Source organism: Gemmatimonadales bacterium (assembly GCA_019637315.1).
Taxonomy (GTDB): Bacteria; Gemmatimonadota; Gemmatimonadetes; order Gemmatimonadales; family GWC2-71-9; genus SHZU01.
In genome coordinates, this window is the sequence record JAHBVU010000010.1 from 15,807 (window position 1) to 32,306 (window position 16,500).

Genomic DNA, 16,500 nt, shown 5'->3' on the forward strand with positions numbered 1-16,500 from the left:
CCGCCGATAACCAGCGCACGCTGGGGCGAGGTCCCCCGCGAGGATGCGCCGGAGGCCGCCGCTGACGGGTGGGGAAGTGAGGGTGACATCGGCAGCAAGGTAGGCCGGCAGGCCCGACTGAGAAAGGTTGGGCCCCGTTCATGGTGATACGTTGTCGTGATTAAACTTGTCCGGGCAGGCAGGTCGATGCACTTCCAGATGAGGGTTTATGCGATCTCTGTGGATCGGGTGGGTAGCTGCGGTTCTGGTCATGGCAGGCTGGAACGACGTTGCAGGCCAGCCAAACAGGGCGGTGGACTCGATCGTGGCGCACCAGATGCGCGAGCAGCATATCCCCGGTGCGGCGGTGGCGGTGGTCCAGAATGGGCGGGTCGTGCTCTCGAAGGGGTACGGGATTGCCAACTTGGAATGGCAGACACCGGTGACGGACCGGACCGTCTTCAAGATCGCGTCGGTCAGCAAGCAGCTGATTGCCAGCGGAGTCATGCTGCTGGCTCAGGAGGGCAAACTCAAGACCAGCGACCCCGTATCCCGATACTATCCCGACGCCCCCGCAAGCTGGGCACCGCTGACGCTGGCGCACTTCATGAACCACACCGGGGGTGTCGTGCGTGAAGGGGCCTTCGATCCGTACCGACAGCAACCCGACTCGGTGGTGGTTAAGGGAGCCTTTGGCCGGGACCTCCTCTTTCCGGTCGGCAGCAAGTGGTCGTATTGCAATACTTGCTACTTCGCCCTGGCAGACATCATCTCCCGGCTCTCGGGTCAGCCTTGGGAGGAGTACTTTCAGGCCCGCATTTTTCGACCGCTCGGGATGACGGCAACTGGTGTTACCACGGCCACCGGCCTGATTCCGCACCGAGCGGACGGCTATGTCTGGCGCAACAATGTCTGGTCGCGGGCCGAGGACATCCCGGCGGTGCGGCCGAGCGGAGCGTTCGTCTCGACTGTTGCGGACCTGGCAAAATGGGAGTTGGCGCTCGAAGGCAACGGTGTGCTGACGGCGGCGTCGAAGAGAGAGATGTGGGCGCCGACGGTGCTGACCGACGGAACCCGGCACGGCTACGGCTATGGCTGGAGTCTCGATTCGCTCGCGGGCCGTCCGCGGATCAGCCATGGAGGCGCCTTGACGGGCTTTCGGACGACCTACATGCGGTTTCCCGAGCAGCGGCTTGCGGTAATCGTGCTGACCAACGTCGCGAGTGCGAATCCTGATCGGATCGCGGAGGGTATTGCGGGAGCCTTCGGGATTCGCTGATACAGGGGGCCGGCGGGTCAGTCCTCCTGGAACAGGCGCTCGATGCGTTTGTCCTGCTGAGCCCGCCGCGTACCTGCCTTGCGGACCGAGGCCGCGCGAATCTGGCGGCGCAGCTTCATGGTGTTGGTCTTGAGTTCCTCGAACGCCTGCTCAACGGCCACCCGTGTGGCTTCCCACTCGACATGATTCGAGGCCGCTGACAGGGTGTCGAGGATTTGACCGACGCGCTCGCGCTGACGGAGCAGGTCGTCGAGCTTTCGGGTCAGGTCCTCGCGGCTCCGCGGCCGGGCCCGGATCGCCTTCACGACCAGGTTGCCGTAATCCGACTGCCAGCGGTTCAGGTGGGCGGTCATCGCCGCCCGGAACGCCGGAGATATCGACTCAGCGATAATGAGCGACGGGCGCTCTTTGGACGGTCTGTCGGAGCCACGCATTGCTGCCTCGGCTGCAGATTCAGCGCAAGTTAATGACGTGTTGCGTTGGCGCGCCACTGTCAAAGTCTTGGCTCCGCCTCGAATCTGGCGAAGGCCCTGGGGCGGACTCGACCTTAGGTCATCATTGGAGATAGCATGATCGATCGCGCGCATATCGGCCGAACCTGGCCCGCATGGGAAGTTGACATCGAGAAGGGCCGCCTGCGGACATTGGCCCGCGCTATCGGAGAAACGCGACCGATCTATGTCGACGAGGAGGCGGCCCAGGCGGCCGGGTTCCGATCGATTCTGGCTCCGCTCACCCTGCCGTTCTGTCTGCTGATGGACGACCCCGCCGGCCTGGGGTACCTCGCCGATCTGGGCATTCCAGTCGGTCGGATGCTCCATGCGGAGGAAAAGGTGATCCCTCATCAGCCGATCTGCGCCGGCGACCGGCTGCGGGTCCAGCGCCGAGTTCGCGACATGTACAGCAAGAAGAACGGGACGCTCGATTTCGTGGTCTTCGGACTCGATGTCCGTCGCGCGAGCACGGGTGAGCTGGTGGCAGAGTCGGAGAGCACCCTGGTGGTGCGCCATGACTGAGCCGAGCGGGTTTGCCGGGGTCGGCACTGCCTTGCCGCCGTTGAGCCTTCCCCCGCTTTCGCGGACGACCATCGCGCTCTATGCCGCGGGCTCGGGTGATTTCGTGCCGCTGCATATCGATCAGGACTTTGCCCGGCAGGCCGGCTATCCCGATGTCTTCATGCACGGAATGCTGGGCATGGCCTACCTGGCACGGCTGGTGACCGGTTGGGTTCCGCAGGCCCAGGTTCGCGAGGTCGGGGTGCGGTTCGTCTCGATTACGTACCCGGGAGAGGTCCTGACGGCCACCGGGAGGGTGAGCGCCGTCGATGTTGATGGCGTTCCGGGGCGAGTCAGCCTCGATCTTCGTCTGCTCAACGCGGAAGGCTCGCCCAAGCTCAGGGGGCGTGCCGTGGTCGATCTGAGCGATTGATCTGGCGCAGCCGCCCAGGCCGGTTGACAGGAATCCGTCGGCAGCGAGACTACCGTTGCGTATCGCACGACTGTAACGACTCGCGAAGAGGATCAGGATCATGGGGCGATCGACGACGATAGTGTGGCCCGTCATGCTGCTGGGCATGCTGCTCAGCTGGCCGACGATCGGTGTCGCACAACAGGCGGCGGCCATGGGCCCGCTGGCGCGCCAGTATGTCGCGCATGACGCGCCGGTCATTGCGCTGCGGAATGTGCGGGTTGTCGATGGCACCGGGGCGGCCGCTCGAGACGGTCAGACCGTTGTCTTCAGCGGCGGCCGGATCACGGCCATGGGAGGCGAGGTCGCCATCCCCCCCGGGGCGGAGGTGCTGGACCTGCCCGGGCACACGGTGGTGCCGGGTCTGGTGATGCTGCATGAGCATCTCTTCTATCCAACGGGGCGGCGGCAGCCGGGGCTCTTCAGCTACGTCTCGCAGAACTTCAGCTTTCCCAAGCTGTACCTGGCCTTCGGGGTCACCACCTTGCGTACGGCTGGGACGATCGCCCCATACGTGGATCTCAATGCCAAGCACGCCATCGATCAGGGCCAGGAAGCGGGACCGCTGATTTACCTGACCAGCCCGTTTCTTGACCGTCCCGGGTACCCGATTCCGCACTTCAAGCACATCGACAGTCCCGAAGCTGCGCGCCGAGCGGTGCGCTACTGGGCCGACGAGGGCTTCACCTGGTTCAAGGCGTATACGTTCGTGACACGCGAGGACCTTGGCGCCATCATCGATGAGGCGCATCGGCTCGGCCACCGGGTAACGGCGCATCTCTGTTCCGTGACCCACTCGGAAGCCGCGGCGCTGGGCATCGATGGCCTCGAGCATGGGCTCCTGACCAACACCGAATTCGTGCCTGAGAAGAAGCCCGACCTGTGTCCTGGTGAGAACCGGGTCTACGAGACCGCCGCGACCCTCGACCTCAGTAAGCCGGCGGTCCTGAACGGGATCAACAACCTGGTGCGCCGCGGCATTCCGATGACCTCGACACTTCCCATCTGGGAAACGATGGTGCCGGGACGAATGGTGCCGAGCGGGGTGCTGGAGGCGTTGAGTCCGGAGCTGCGCGACGACTACCTCTTTATTCAGCAGCACCTCGCCCGCGATACCAGCGCTCGGTTTGCGGACGCCTTTCGTACCGCGCTAGCCTGGGAACGTGCCTTTGTCCGAGCCGGTGGGACGCTTGGTGCGGGCAGCGATCCGACGGGCTATGGCGGGACCATCGCCGGTTACGGCAATGTTCGGCAACTCGAGCTGCTCGTCGAGGCCGGGTTCACGCCGATCGAGGCATTGACCATCGGGACGCGCAACGGCGCCCGAATTCTGGGAATCGACAGTCAGGTCGGCACGCTCGAAATCGGCAAGCGGGCGGACGCTGTCGTGGTGCGGGGCAATCCGGCGGACCGGATCGGTGATATGGGCAATCCCGTCCTGGTCTTTCGTGACGGGATTGCCTACGACTCGGCCAAGCTGATCGCCGCGACGCGGGGCCTGGTCGGCCGCTTCTGAGGCTCAGCCGCGGTAGTCGGGGGCTTCGCGATCGAGCAGCCGCTTGAGCGCTTCGAAATGTTTGCGCGGTTGATCAGCAGCGTCGGCGTTGGTGTTCATGGCATCGACCAGGCTGTTGATCACGCGGTCTGGAATCGGGCGAAGGGCGCGTCCCGTCGACATGGCCAGCACCTGGACCATGCAGGCCCGCTCCAGGAAGTAGAGATCGTTCCAGGCGGCGTGAATGCTGGGGCCGGTGACGATAACACCGTGGTGGCCGAGGAAGAGCACACTCTTGTCGCCCATGGCGGCCGCCATTCGGTCACCTTCGGTGTGGTCGAGGGCGAGGCCCTCGTAGTCGTCGAGATAGGCAATGCGCCGGGCAAACTGCAGCGCGTTCTGGGACACCATCTCGACTCGGCCACCGTCCAGCAGTGTCAGGGCCGTTGCGTACGGCATGTGGGTATGAAGGACGGCGCGCGCGCGGGGGTGCTTCAGATGCAGCCGGGAATGGATAAAAAACGCGGTGTCCTCGACTGGCAGGTCGCCTTCGAGGATGGTGCGGTCGGAGGTGGCTAGTACGAGGTCACTGGCCCGCAACTCACGCCAGTGCAGCCCGATCGGGTTGACCAGGAAACGGTGGCCGTCCGGCTCCACTGCGTAGCTGAAGTGGTTGTCGATGCCTTCGTGCAGTCCCAGCCGCTCGGCTGAGCGGAATGCCGCGGCGAGATTGATGCGGTCGGCCTGGTAGGAGCGGGTGGTCGTCATCGGGCGTGTGCCTTTAGCGAATGCCGGTCGAGAGTAGTCTTTGGTTCGGCGTTGACAGTGAACCCCCAGATCAAGCTAGACGTATTCGTCGGTTCCGTCAGGTGGTCCCCGGCGGGATTCGTGTGAGAACCTGGTCGGGCGCCTGCCTGGCCGAGGCCTGCGGTACGCTCGGCCGGGCTCCGGCGCCTGCCGCGAACCGCAATGCCAACTCCTTCACCTCTTCCATCTAATCGGATCTCACCGTCAATCGGATCCGGTTTCTCGTGCCAACGATTGCACCCGAAGGGATCAGACTGCGTCGCTGCCCCGAGTGTGGCGCCCGGCGCGTGCGGCACGCAAGCTGCCCACCTGCCTGGTGGGGCCGGCGACTCGGCCGGCTCAGGCGGGGGAACCGCCGCAACTGATCGGGGAGGCGTATGCACGTCGGAAGAGTCGTACTCGTGGCGGCCTGGCTCGGGCTGGTGGCGCCGACGCTGGTCGCGCAGGTCGCAGCCGGATCGGGCGGGGGCCCGGTCGCGTCTCGGCAGGGCACCTGGCTGGGTGTTGGAATCGGTGGGGGTGCGTCGACACTCAACTGCCGGATCTGCGAGGGCGAACAGGGGAGCCGCGGAATTTCCGGTTACCTGCGCGGTGGCGTCACCTTGAACCCGAAGCTGCTGGTTGGTGCGGAAGCGAACGCCTGGACCCGAAGCGACGAGCGAGGTAATCAGCGAGTTTGGTCGCTTGCTGCCAACGGCTACTGGTATCCCAATCCTGAGCACGGCTACTTCCTCAAGGCCGGTCTCGGGTTTACCCGGTACCGACGCTGGGCCCTCGAGAACAGCAACTCGACCGTCCAGATCGGCCTCCTGGGCGGAGGTCTCTCGGCCCACCTGGGCGCCGGCTATGAGGTCCGCGTAAATCCCAACATGTCGATCGTGCCGTTTCTCAATCTGCTCGCGTCATCGCAGGGGGCGCTGGCCACCACGCGCGACAACGGAACTCAGTATCAGCGGAACACGCTGTCCAACGGCGCCAACGTTCTTCTGGCCCAGGCCGGCATCGGCCTGACCTGGCATTGATCGCGAGGGGTAATCAGATGGTGAATCTGCTTGGGCGGTTCGCAGGGGTCGCTGTTTTCGTCGCCGTTGCCGGGTGTGGCGGTGACTCGTTTGCCGGGCTTGACCCTGCCTCAGTGTCGCCGAGCGTTGCGTACGGCGCCTGGCGGCCGGGCCCGACGGATACGTGTCCGGTCTCGGTCCACCAGCAGTATTCGACGGTAGGTCCGGATGGCAAGGCGTACCCGACCTGGCATCCGCCGGTCGACCCGGCGACGGGGTGCAGCTTTGGTCACGAACATGGCCGGGACCCGTCGGGGTCTCGTCTGGCGCAGTCGGTTGGTGCGATGGCGTTCGGCTACGCCAACGAGCAACTGGATATCTGGGATCCCAGCGGCCGGCGGCACGAGGACCATGTCGGCCACAAGGTCGAATGGGAAAACGACGTGCAGATGCGGGTGGCCAATGCGGGCGGCAGCGTGCTGTCCGTGCGGTGCGACATCCTCTACAAACTGCACCAGGGAACCCACTCGAGAGATGCCTTCACCAATAACCTGCACGAGGTGATCTACCACGCCAAATGCAACGACGGAACCGAAGTCCGGGTCACGATGATGGCCGCGATCGGGCGGCCCGGTGAGTTCACCCGCAACTGCGATGGCGCCCGGATCCAGGTCGGGACGGCGACGCCAGCCAATTCGCCCAACGGCGGTGGTCAGCGGGTGCTGCCCGACCGGACCTGTGCGGAGCGGCACCTGCTGGTCGGCGAAGGCAGCCAGTCTCGGCTCAAAGACGCCATGCACGAGAGCTGGCAGCAATCGCTCGTGATCAAGACACCCGAAGGGCGGACCCTGGCGCACATGGATCCCTACTTCCAGGTCTTTGCCCCGAGTCGCTTCTTCGACCCGGACAAACCGGACTTCACGGGGCGCCCGATCGACCTCTGCTATACTGTGACGTCGGCCGGCCTGCGAGCGCGGGGGGCGCCCTGTGCGGCGGTTGCCGCAGTCGTCGGCATGGCGCATACCGACCCGCGTTCGCCGTTCAACGGGGTGCGTCGCTTCCTCGATATCAACTCACTCGATGTCAACAACGCCGATGGGCCGACGACCTGGTATACGGATCCGTTTGGCCGCGGCGCGCGGACAGAACCGTTCCCGGGCGCCATCCGGCAGTACATCGCGCGCATCAACAACACGGGCTTGGATCTGTCCGGGCCGAGCATCGGCTCCAGCCGCGACTACGGGGTGGGGCACGCTCACGCGCCAAACTGAGGACGGTTAGCCTGCCGGGGGCATCGGTCGTTCCGATGCCCCCGCAGGGATCGCCTCGCTGCGTTCCTCCTCGCTGGAACCTTTCGGTCGGTCGACCGAGTTGGCTAGATTCCCCGAGTTCCCTCCATCCTGATCCACGCGCTTCTCTCGGGGCATCCCAATGCGCCACGTTTTGCTGCTTGCCGGTCTCAGCCTCTGTCAGGTCCTGCCGTTGTCGGGTCAGGTGCCGAGAACGGAGCGACAACGCTGGATCGATTCCAGCACCTCCGTCACCAATGATCCGCGTCGCATCCCGATGCCGACGGGCGTCAACGTTCCGACCGGTTCGATCGTATTGCGAGGTGGCCGGGTCTGGGACGGCACTGGCGCGGCTGCGCGTCCGGGCACCGTGGTGATCACCGGCAATCGCATCGTCGCCGTCGTACCGCCTGAGTCGACGGCTTGGCCGCGCGATGCCCGGGTGATCGATGTCACGGGCAAGACGGTCCTGCCTGGCCTGATCGACCTGCATACTCATCTCGACTACCGCTTGCCGGGCAACTCCGACGCGCGGGCCTGGAGTATCGCCGACGGTGCGCTGCGTGGGGTGGAGCGGCTTCGATACTATATCGAGAGTGGCATCACGACGGTTCGGGATGTTGCCTCCAATGGCGACACGCCCTTTCTGCTCAAGCAATGGGTTGCGGAGGGGCGGGTTGTCGGGCCGAGGGTGCTTGCCGCCGGGAGCCTGATCACGGGCAAAGGCGGGCACGGTGCAGAGGTCGACCTCGAGGGATCGCGGCCGCTCGCGAGCATTCGCGAGGCCTCCGGTCCCGATGATTGGCGTGAGGCGGTGCGCGAACAGTTCCGGAAGGGCGCCGACCTGATCAAGGTCTCGAGCCACTACTCTGAGGAGGAGATCAAAGCGGCTGTCGAGGAGGCCCACGAGCTCGGCCTGATGGTGACCGCAGATGCGGAGACCTTCTACATCGATCGCGCGGTGCGAGCGGGTGTCGACATGATCGAGCACCCGTTGCCGCGGTCGGCGGAGGCGATTCGCCTCATGGCAGAGAAGGGGGTCGCCTCCAACCCCACCCTGGTACCGTACACTATCATCTTTGCCCTGTCGGGGGGCTACTACGGCTCGACCAGCCGACGGTTCACCTTCTCGCAGGAGGCCAACCTCGCGGTCGTCCGTGCGATGAAGGAGGCCGGGGTCCGGATCGGAATCGGAACCGACCTGGTAGTCGACTGGTATCAGTATCTGCCCTGGCCGTACCACGAGGAGATGCGCCAGCTCGTCTCGATCGGCTACACCGTACCGCAGGTGCTGGAGATTGCCACCAGGATCAACGCCGAGCTGATCGATATGGGGAGGTTGCTTGGTACTCTGGAGGCCGGCAAGCTGGCGGATGTTCTGGTCGTGGCGGGTCGTCCCGACGAACGGATCGAGGATCTGGGCAACGTCGAGGTGGTGATTCGCGACGGCCGTTTGCAGGTGCAGGGCGGGCAGGTCGTCTATCCTCGCCATCAGCCGCGGGCGCTGAATCCGAGGCGGTGAGGTCGACCCTTGCCGAAGGCCGGCTTCGGTCGGATTATTGTATACAAACTTGTACGCATCCATTCGGTCTCGGAGGATTGAGCTCATGATTCGTTGGCTCTGGCTCGTCGTGTCGATTGCCGTTCCGGGCGTCGCAACTGCTCAGAACGTGCAGGCCATCGACCGGTACTTCACCAAAGCCCTCGCGGATTGGCAGGCTCCGGGCATTGCGTTCGCGGTGGTGCGAAATGATTCCGTGGTGCTGATGCGCGGTTACGGCGTACGGCAGCTGGGCAAGTCCGATGCCGTGACTCCGAACACCATTTTTGCGGTCGGCTCGACCACCAAGGCGTTTACCTCGGCCACGCTCGGGCTGCTGGTCGATGAGGGTAAGATCAACTGGGACGACCGGGTGACAACCTACTTGCCGGATTTCGAGCTCTTCGATCCGTATGTCACCCGCGAGCTGACGATTCGTGACCTGCTGACTCACCGGAGCGGCCTGGTTCGCGGCGATCGCCTCTGGTCGAACTCCGGGATGTCCCGGGCCGAAGTGCTGCGCCGAGTTCGCTTCCTGGAGCCGACCTGGAGTTTCCGGTCGCAGTACGGCTACCAGAACATCATGTACCTGGCAGCGGGTACCGTGGTGGATAAAGTCACGGGAACAGTCTGGGACGATTTCGTGAAGCAGCGGATCTTCGAGCCGCTCGGCATGCATCGGAGCTTTACGAGCGTGGTGCCGCTGGCGGCGCAGACGGATGTCGCCTCGCCTCACGAGAAGATTGGCGGGGTGCCGACGGCGGTGGAGTGGGCCAACATCGATAACATCGGGCCGGCCGGTTCGATCAACTCGAGCGTCGCGGACATGGCCCAGTGGATCCGGCTGCATCTGGCCGACGGCGTGTACGGCGGTCGGCGGCTGATCAAGGCGGAAACGATCAAGGAAATGCACTCACCGCACATGCACACATCCCGCAGCGCAACGGACGAGCGCAATTTCCCGGAGACCAACCTCACCGCATACGGGCTGGCCTGGTCGCTGCGCGACTATCGCGGCATGAAGCTGGTTTCTCATGGCGGTGCGATTCGCGGGATGCGGGCCCAGGTTGCCCTGGTGCCGGGGAAGAAACTCGGCGTCGTGGTGCTCACCAACGTCTCCGAATCGAGCCTTCCCTCGGCCATGATGTACTGGCTGCTCGATCGCTATACCGGCGGAGCCGACAAAGACTGGAGTGCGCTCTACCTGGCCGATGCCAAGGCAGCGCAGCAGCGATCGGAAGACGAACGGCGCAAGGTCGAGGCTGCGCGGGTGACGGGAACCTCTCCGTCGCTGGCGCAGGCCCAGTACGCCGGCGTCTATGCCGACAGCATGTACGGCGAGATCAGCGTGACCGAGGAAAACGGTGGCCTGGTCGCGCGCTTCGGTCCCCACTATACGGGCGACCTGCAGCACTGGCACTTCGACACCTATGCCATCGTCTGGCGGAATCCGGTTTTCGGACCGACCCGTGTCACCTTCCAGCTCGATGCGTCGGGCCGGGTTCGTTCGCTGGTGTATCCCAACCTCGGGACCTTTGGACGCAAACGATGATTGCGGTCTGACTCCCATTCCTGCACTCGATTGAGGCAATCATGACTTCTCGCCGGCAGTTCCTTACGACCACGGTCGCGGCCATCGGGGCACCCGCGTTCCTCCGAGGGCGGTACCAGCTGTTTCCCTGGAGCACGACCGAGTACTCGGCCCGCTGTATTGCGCTGATGAAGCAGGCCCTGGTCATCGACATGCTCTTTCCGTTCACACTCGACTTCGCCAAGCAGCGGCGGTGGAACGCGAATCCGGAGTCCTTCACGGCGGCGGATTTCGAGCCCTACAAGACGTCCGGCATCCATGTCGGGCATCATGCGACGGGGTTTGGCGGGCCGAACGCCTACGAGGCGGCACTGCGGTACTTCAACAGCCTGAACAGTCTGATTGCCGGCCGGGACGAGTACCTGATCCGGATCGACTCTGTCGGCGACCTCGATCGAGTGCGGACCTCCGGCAAGTTCGGTATCATGCTCGGGGTGCAGAACGCCGATCACTTCCAGAACCCGAACCATGTTGCGGAATTCTACGGGTATGGGCAGCGGGTTTCGCAGCTCACCTACAACAGCCGGAACTGGATCGGTAACGGATCCACCGAGCGGCAAGACGAAGGCCTCAGCGATTTCGGGCTTCGGATCGTGACGCGGATGAACGAAGTCGGCATGGCCATCGACGTCTCGCATTGCGGCGACAAGACCTCGCTCGACGCGTTCGAGGCCTCCAAGAAGCCGGTGCTCATCACCCATTCGAACGCCCGGGCGCTGGCTCCCGGCCACCCGCGCTGCAAGCCCGACGAGGTGATCAAGAAGGTGGGTGAGACCGGCAGTGTGATGGGTATTACCGGGGTGCGCAACTTCGTCAAGAACGAGGAGCCCACCACGATTGAGGACTATCTCAATCACATGGATCACGTGGCCAAGGTTACCGGTGGCCGTGAGCATGTCGGAATCGGCAGTGACATCGACTTGTACGGCTACGATGACATGCCGCCGGAGGACTACAAGCGGCTCAAGGCTGGTTACAAAGACAGCTACGCGTTCCGCGACAAGATCGACATCGATGAGATCGCTCATCCGAAGCGGATGTACGACATCACCGACGGACTGATCCGCCGGAAGTACAGCGATGCCGACATTCTTGGCGTCCTGGGGGGGAATTTCAAGCGAGTGCTCGGCCAGATCTGGGTCTGATTCGTTGCGGCGTTCGCTCGCGTCTGCGCGGTCGGGCGCCGCAATCGCAGGCGTACTCCCCAGGAGGAAGTCATGGAACGGAGTGTTCGGACGTTAGGCGTATTGGTGTTGCTGTTGGCCGGATGGAGCGGCACTCTTGCCGCGCAGCGGAAGGCCGATCCGCTGGCGGGGCTCGACCAGTACGTCGAGCAGGTGCGTCAGGCGTGGAATCTGCCGGGGGTCGCGGTCGGCATCGTGCACCGTGATTCGCTCATCTACGCCAAGGGGTTCGGCGTCAAGGAGATCGGCAAGCCAGATCCGGTCCGGCCGACCACGATCTTTGCCATCGGATCGAACACCAAGTCGTTCGTCTCGACGGCGGCGGCAATGCTGGTCGATGACAAGGTGATGACGTGGGATGACCGGGTCACCAGATGGCTGCCCGGGTTCCAGCTCTACGATCCCTATGTAACCCGCGAGCTCACCCTGCGCGACGTCCTGTCGCACCGGTCGGGGCTTGGGCGTCGGGGAGATCCGCTCTGGTACGGCACGTCGTACTCGCGCGATGAAATTCTGCATCGGATCCGTCACCTGACGCCCAATGCGTCGTTCCGCACCGAGATGGGCTACCAGAACGTCATGTTCCTCGCGGCCGGCGAAATGGTGGGTCGCGCCGCCGGGATGAGCTTTGACGACGTGGTGCGCCGTCGGATCTTTGCGCCGCTTGGAATGGACAACAGCAGCCTCAGCACCAACGGCCTGGCGCAGCAGGCCGACGTCTCGACCCCGCATGCGATAGCGAATGGGAGCGCCAAGCCGATTCCGTGGCGGAACCTCGACAATGCCGCGCCGGCCGGCTCCATCAACTCGAGCATCGTCGAGATGGCGGGCTATGTACGGCTTCACCTTGCCAATGGTGTCTACAACGGCAAGCGCCTCGTCAGCGAAGCCAACCTCGCAGTCGCCAAGACGCCGCATATCAACTCCGGCGGGGCAGGCGACAGCGTGAGCGGCACGTCGAGCTATGGCCTGGGCTGGGTGATTACGACCTATCGCGGCGCGCGGGTCGCGTGGCACAACGGCGGGATCGATGGCATGCTCTCGGAGATGTGGACGCTGCCAGACGCACAGGTTGGGATCGTCGTGCTGACCAACGGATCACCGCATTCGGCGGGGCCCGCCATCGTCTCCAACATCATGGATCGGTTCCTCCTCGGAGCCCCGGCCAAGGACTATCTCGCCGAGGGGCTCGAGCGGAATCGAGCCGCGGCGGCGCGGCAGGCCGAGGCGGCGAAGCGAATGGCCGACGCGCGGGTGTCCGGTACGCGCCCGTCCCTGCCGCTCGAACGCTATGCCGGCACCTATACCGATCCGCTCTACGGCGATCTCTCGGTATCGGTCGACGGAAATCGGCTGCGGTTCCGATGGCAGGGCATCGACGTGCCTGCGGAACACTGGCACTTCAACACCTTCAGGGACGGAGCGCGGTCATTCCTCTTTCAGCTCGACGCCGATGCGAAGGTGTCGGAGGTCGAGGTGTCGGGCCTGGCAACCTTCCATGCCAAGGCCGGCGGACCGGGTCGCTCCTAACCTCGGCATGCGAACCGAGCAGCGCCGCGAGTCCGATTCGGGACTCGCGGCGCTTGTGTTTGGTGGTGTCAGGGGGTCGAGCGGAGTGCCGTCAGCGCGCGCTGCTGCGCCTGGTGAGCCCGCTCTCGCCGGACCCGGCTGGGCGGGGCAACCCGATCACGGCAGGTGGTGGAATCGAAGGGGCACCGTTCGCAGGTGGAGCTGATCAGGGCCCGCTGAATCGAGCGGTCTTTGGCAAACCGGACCGTCCGGAAAAAGGCTTCGTCCATCTTGAAGCCAATGGTCAGGCTGGTATTGATGGTCGGGTCAAGCGCAGCTGGCGCAGCGAGGCCCAGGCAAAAGTATTCGTCGGTCCGATCGTGGAATCGGGAGGACTGGACTCCGATGGCCGGGTCTGGCTGCCGCCGCGGATGGCGATGCTGCCGCTGGTTGAGCTCGGTCAGCAGCCGGGTGGTGAGCCAGCGACGACAGTAATGTTCGCTGCCCCCGTGACCCTCCGGGACCGGCAGGTTCGACAGGTTGAGCTGCTTGACCAGTCGATAGGTGGTGCCTTCCGTCCGAAACTTGAGAAAGTGCACCTTGAGCCCGAACTCACCGGGCGTGATCTGACTCATCCGGTACATCAGCGTTTCTGCCGTGACCTGGTAGCGATCCATCAGGTCGAGGAGAACGCTTGGCTGCCATTTCGTCTGGCGGAACCACTTCTTCAGTTCCGCGCTGATCACGCGCCGCGGCAGCAGGACGGCTCCGGCAAAGTAGGAGGCGCGGAAGTCATTGATTACCTGATCGAACGACCCGTCCGAGTCCGGTGGCGACACCCATGAGCGCGCCTTGAGCCGCAGCCGATGATAGGCCGCTTCGCGGGCAAGGATGTAGGCGCGTTGGGATGCGGTGAGGGCCGGACTGATCAGCAGGCGGCGCTCGCCCTCGAAGCGGACGGCACGAACCGTCTTGAGGGGCGCGGCATTGCCCAGCGCGCGGTCGTCGATGGAGAGTCCAAGCTCGGCCGCGACCCACCGCTCGAGTTGTTCTCCCTGCGTGCAGTCGGGGAATGCTTCGGCCAGTTCGTCCGCAAAGGCCTCGGCGGCAGCCTCGAGGTCCGGATAGTAGTTGCCGGTGAGTTCCTGATAGGACCTGAGCGCAGCGTGCAGAAAATGCTCGACGCCGATGTCGTACTGGCGGGCAATGTCGTTCAAGGTGCGGAGTAGCGCCGCCACTTCGTTCGGCGAGCGGCTCAGCAGGTGGACCAGTTCCTCGCGGGGCAATCCGAAGCGTTCGAACGGAAAGTTCGCCAGGCCGGGTGAGTCGAGGAAACCCTGCAGCGGGGCAAACTCGGCGTCGACCTTCGAGGAGATCAGGTCCTCGAGGCTCAGGCCCAAAGCGTCCGCCAGACCGAGCAGCTTCTCCGCCCGGGGGAACTTCTTCCCGGCTTCGATCTCGGCCAGGTAGGAGACCGACACGCCTGCCTGTCCGGCGAGCGCGCTCAGGGTCAGGCGTCGGGCATCGCGCAGGCGCGACAGCTTGATGCCGAACATGGTGCGGAGATGTGCGGTGTTGGCCATGGCAGTTCCGTTCCAGCGGTGGCCCGCTGATAGCGAAGGTCCTCGGTCAACCTATCTTCGCGTGCAGCGAAAAGCAAACCATTGGCGAAATTTCGCTTGACGGATCCCTGGTTCGATCCTAGCTTGGGGAGGCAGCCCAGACAGTTGGCGTGCATCCGGCCGCGAGCCGGGCGCCTTCGATTCCAGGAACGAGGTCTCCGGCATGACGGTCGATTTCGAGCAGCGCTCCAACACCGCCCCCGCCGGCTTTGATCCGCTGCGCGACCTGCCGGCTGGCTTCTACCCACAGTTGCTGGCATTGCACCAGGAATTTTCGCCGCGGCAGCGCCGCTTGGTCGAGCGACGTGCCGAAGCATTGGCAGCTGCGCACAAGGGCGTTCTGCCTGACCATCGCGAGCCGTCGGATGCGACGACCGGTGACTGGCGGATTGCCCTCCCCGCGTGGTGCGCTGATCAGCGCAACCAGATGACCGGGCCCGCTGACGATGGCGAACTGGTCGTCAAGATGCTCAACTCCGGTGCGCCGGGTGTGATGATCGACCTCGAAGACTCGATGGCCAACGATTGGCCCACGCTGCTTCGCGGGCACGCCAATGCGGTCGAGGCGCTGCACGGTACGCTCACCTATCACGACAGCAAGCGGGATGCCCGGGTGGCGATTGCCCCGTCGGCCACGGTCACTTGGGTCCGGGTGCGCGGTCTGCACCTCCACCAGGCTGGCGTGGTGCGGGATGAACTCGTCTCCGCTTCGCTCTTCGATGTTGCGCTGCTGGTGCATCGGCTCGAGCCGGCTCGGCTGCGTCATCCGATTGCCATCTACATCCCGAAGAGCGAGTCGCCGGAGGAGGCGATCTGGTGGCGTGACTTGTTTGCTCGCGTAGCGGAGCTCAAGGGGCTGCCCCGCGACCATATCAAGTGCATGGCCCTGGTGGAGGCCCATCCGATGGCGTACGGGATGGAAGAGTTCGTCTTCCATCTGCGCGACCATATCCTGGGGCTCAATCTCGGGCGCTGGGACTACATGGCGAGTTTGATCCACTTCAACCTCGCCGACCCGGCTTGGGTGTTGCCTGACCGCAACACCATTCCCCACGATGTTCCGTTCTTTCAACGGCTTCGGATCCTCCTGCCGGAGATCTGCCACAAGCGGGGCATCCTTGCCATCGGGGGCATGACGGCGCTCTTCCCGAGTCGGACCGACGCCGAGCTCAATGGAAGGGCGCTTGCTGCGCTTGAGCGCGACAAGCAGAACGAGGCCAGCGCCTTGATGGATGGCGCCTGGACCGGGCACCCCGACCAGAACACCGTCGCGGTGGCGCAGTTTCCTGTGCCGAACCAGGGATTCCGGCGACCCGCGGTAATCGACCGCTATCCTGATCTTCGCCCCGCGCCAAAAGGGGTAGGTGCGCATACCGTGGCCGGCTCTCAGGCTGCTGCCCGCGTCACCATCCGGTACCGGGCGGGGGTCCTGGCGGGCCGGGGGGCCAGTCTCATCGAGGGGTACATGGAGGATCTGGCCACCGATCGGATCTATCGGCTGATGCTGGCACAGCGCGTGCGCCATCGGGAGCAGGTGCCGGTCCTCGATGAGGCGGGGCGCGCCGTGCTGCACACCCCCGAGTATCTCACCGCCTTATACGACACCGAACTCGCCCGGCTTCTCGATGGCGTCGAGGATCCGAACGAGCGAGAGCGTCTCCGTGAGGCGCGGAATCAGAGTGAAGCCATGATCGTGACCGACCGGCACGATCCGATCTGAATCGAGGATAAGGAACC

Annotated in this window: 14 protein-coding genes; 11 read left to right on the forward strand and 3 right to left on the reverse strand. The window is 64.5% G+C overall.

All coding sequences use genetic code 11. The features are described from left to right. Positions 1–208 precede the first annotated feature (208 nt). Positions 209–1,258 carry a beta-lactamase family protein gene (locus tag KF785_10930; protein ID MBX3147272.1) on the forward strand — a complete coding sequence of 350 codons (1,050 nt, stop codon included), beginning with the start codon at positions 209–211 and terminating at the stop codon, positions 1,256–1,258. A gap of 17 nt (positions 1,259–1,275) precedes the next feature. Here the strand turns inward: KF785_10930 and KF785_10935 are convergent, their stop codons facing one another. After that, positions 1,276–1,611, reverse strand: coding sequence for a hypothetical protein (locus KF785_10935; protein ID MBX3147273.1), 336 nt, complete (start codon positions 1,609–1,611; stop codon positions 1,276–1,278). Between the two features lie 216 nt (positions 1,612–1,827). Here KF785_10935 and KF785_10940 point away from each other — a divergent pair, with 216 nt between their 5' ends. From KF785_10940 to KF785_10950, 3 genes are all read left to right on the forward strand, one after another. After that, a complete protein-coding gene (locus KF785_10940) occupies positions 1,828–2,274 on the forward strand; it encodes a MaoC family dehydratase N-terminal domain-containing protein (protein MBX3147274.1) in 447 nt (148 codons plus the stop codon). Further along, entirely contained in the window at positions 2,267–2,686 is a 420-nt protein-coding gene (locus KF785_10945; GenBank protein ID MBX3147275.1) for a hypothetical protein, read from the forward strand. The genes KF785_10940 and KF785_10945 overlap by 8 nt, the downstream gene beginning before the upstream one ends. A 100-nt stretch (positions 2,687–2,786) precedes the next feature. Then, positions 2,787–4,241, forward strand: a complete 1,455-nt coding sequence (locus KF785_10950; GenBank protein MBX3147276.1) for an amidohydrolase family protein — start codon at positions 2,787–2,789, stop codon at positions 4,239–4,241. A gap of 3 nt (positions 4,242–4,244) precedes the next feature. On the opposite strand, the gene KF785_10955 is transcribed toward KF785_10950, so the two are convergent. Beyond that, on the reverse strand, positions 4,245–4,988 hold the full coding sequence (locus tag KF785_10955) for an aldolase (GenBank protein MBX3147277.1): 744 nt from the start codon (positions 4,986–4,988) through the stop codon (positions 4,245–4,247). Between the two features lie 416 nt (positions 4,989–5,404). Between KF785_10955 and KF785_10960 the strand changes: the two genes are divergently transcribed. The 6 genes from KF785_10960 (at position 5,405) to KF785_10985 (ending at position 13,162) form a co-directional block, all read left to right on the forward strand. Continuing rightward, a complete protein-coding gene (locus tag KF785_10960) occupies positions 5,405–6,049 on the forward strand; it encodes an autotransporter domain-containing protein (GenBank protein MBX3147278.1) in 645 nt (214 codons plus the stop codon). Between the two features lie 17 nt (positions 6,050–6,066). Next, positions 6,067–7,299: a hypothetical protein gene (locus KF785_10965; GenBank protein MBX3147279.1), complete on the forward strand. Its 1,233-nt coding sequence runs from the start codon at positions 6,067–6,069 to the stop codon at positions 7,297–7,299. A 160-nt stretch (positions 7,300–7,459) separates the two neighbouring features. After that, a complete protein-coding gene (locus KF785_10970; protein MBX3147280.1) occupies positions 7,460–8,839 on the forward strand; it encodes an amidohydrolase family protein in 1,380 nt (459 codons plus the stop codon). An 85-nt stretch (positions 8,840–8,924) separates the two neighbouring features. After that, positions 8,925–10,409 carry a serine hydrolase gene (locus KF785_10975; protein MBX3147281.1) on the forward strand — a complete coding sequence of 495 codons (1,485 nt, stop codon included), beginning with the start codon at positions 8,925–8,927 and terminating at the stop codon, positions 10,407–10,409. Positions 10,410–10,450: 41 nt separating this feature from the next. Further along, positions 10,451–11,593: a membrane dipeptidase gene (locus tag KF785_10980; GenBank protein MBX3147282.1), complete on the forward strand. Its 1,143-nt coding sequence runs from the start codon at positions 10,451–10,453 to the stop codon at positions 11,591–11,593. A 72-nt stretch (positions 11,594–11,665) separates the two neighbouring features. After that, on the forward strand, positions 11,666–13,162 hold the full coding sequence (locus tag KF785_10985) for a serine hydrolase (protein MBX3147283.1): 1,497 nt from the start codon (positions 11,666–11,668) through the stop codon (positions 13,160–13,162). Between the two features lie 68 nt (positions 13,163–13,230). Here the strand turns inward: KF785_10985 and KF785_10990 are convergent, their stop codons facing one another. After that, positions 13,231–14,724, reverse strand: coding sequence for a helix-turn-helix domain-containing protein (locus tag KF785_10990; protein ID MBX3147284.1), 1,494 nt, complete (start codon positions 14,722–14,724; stop codon positions 13,231–13,233). Between the two features lie 202 nt (positions 14,725–14,926). Here KF785_10990 and KF785_10995 point away from each other — a divergent pair, with 202 nt between their 5' ends. After that, the gene (locus KF785_10995; protein ID MBX3147285.1) at positions 14,927–16,483 is read left to right on the forward strand and encodes a hypothetical protein; all 1,557 of its coding nucleotides are present in this window, start codon (positions 14,927–14,929) and stop codon (positions 16,481–16,483) included. Positions 16,484–16,500: the final 17 nt, after the last annotated feature.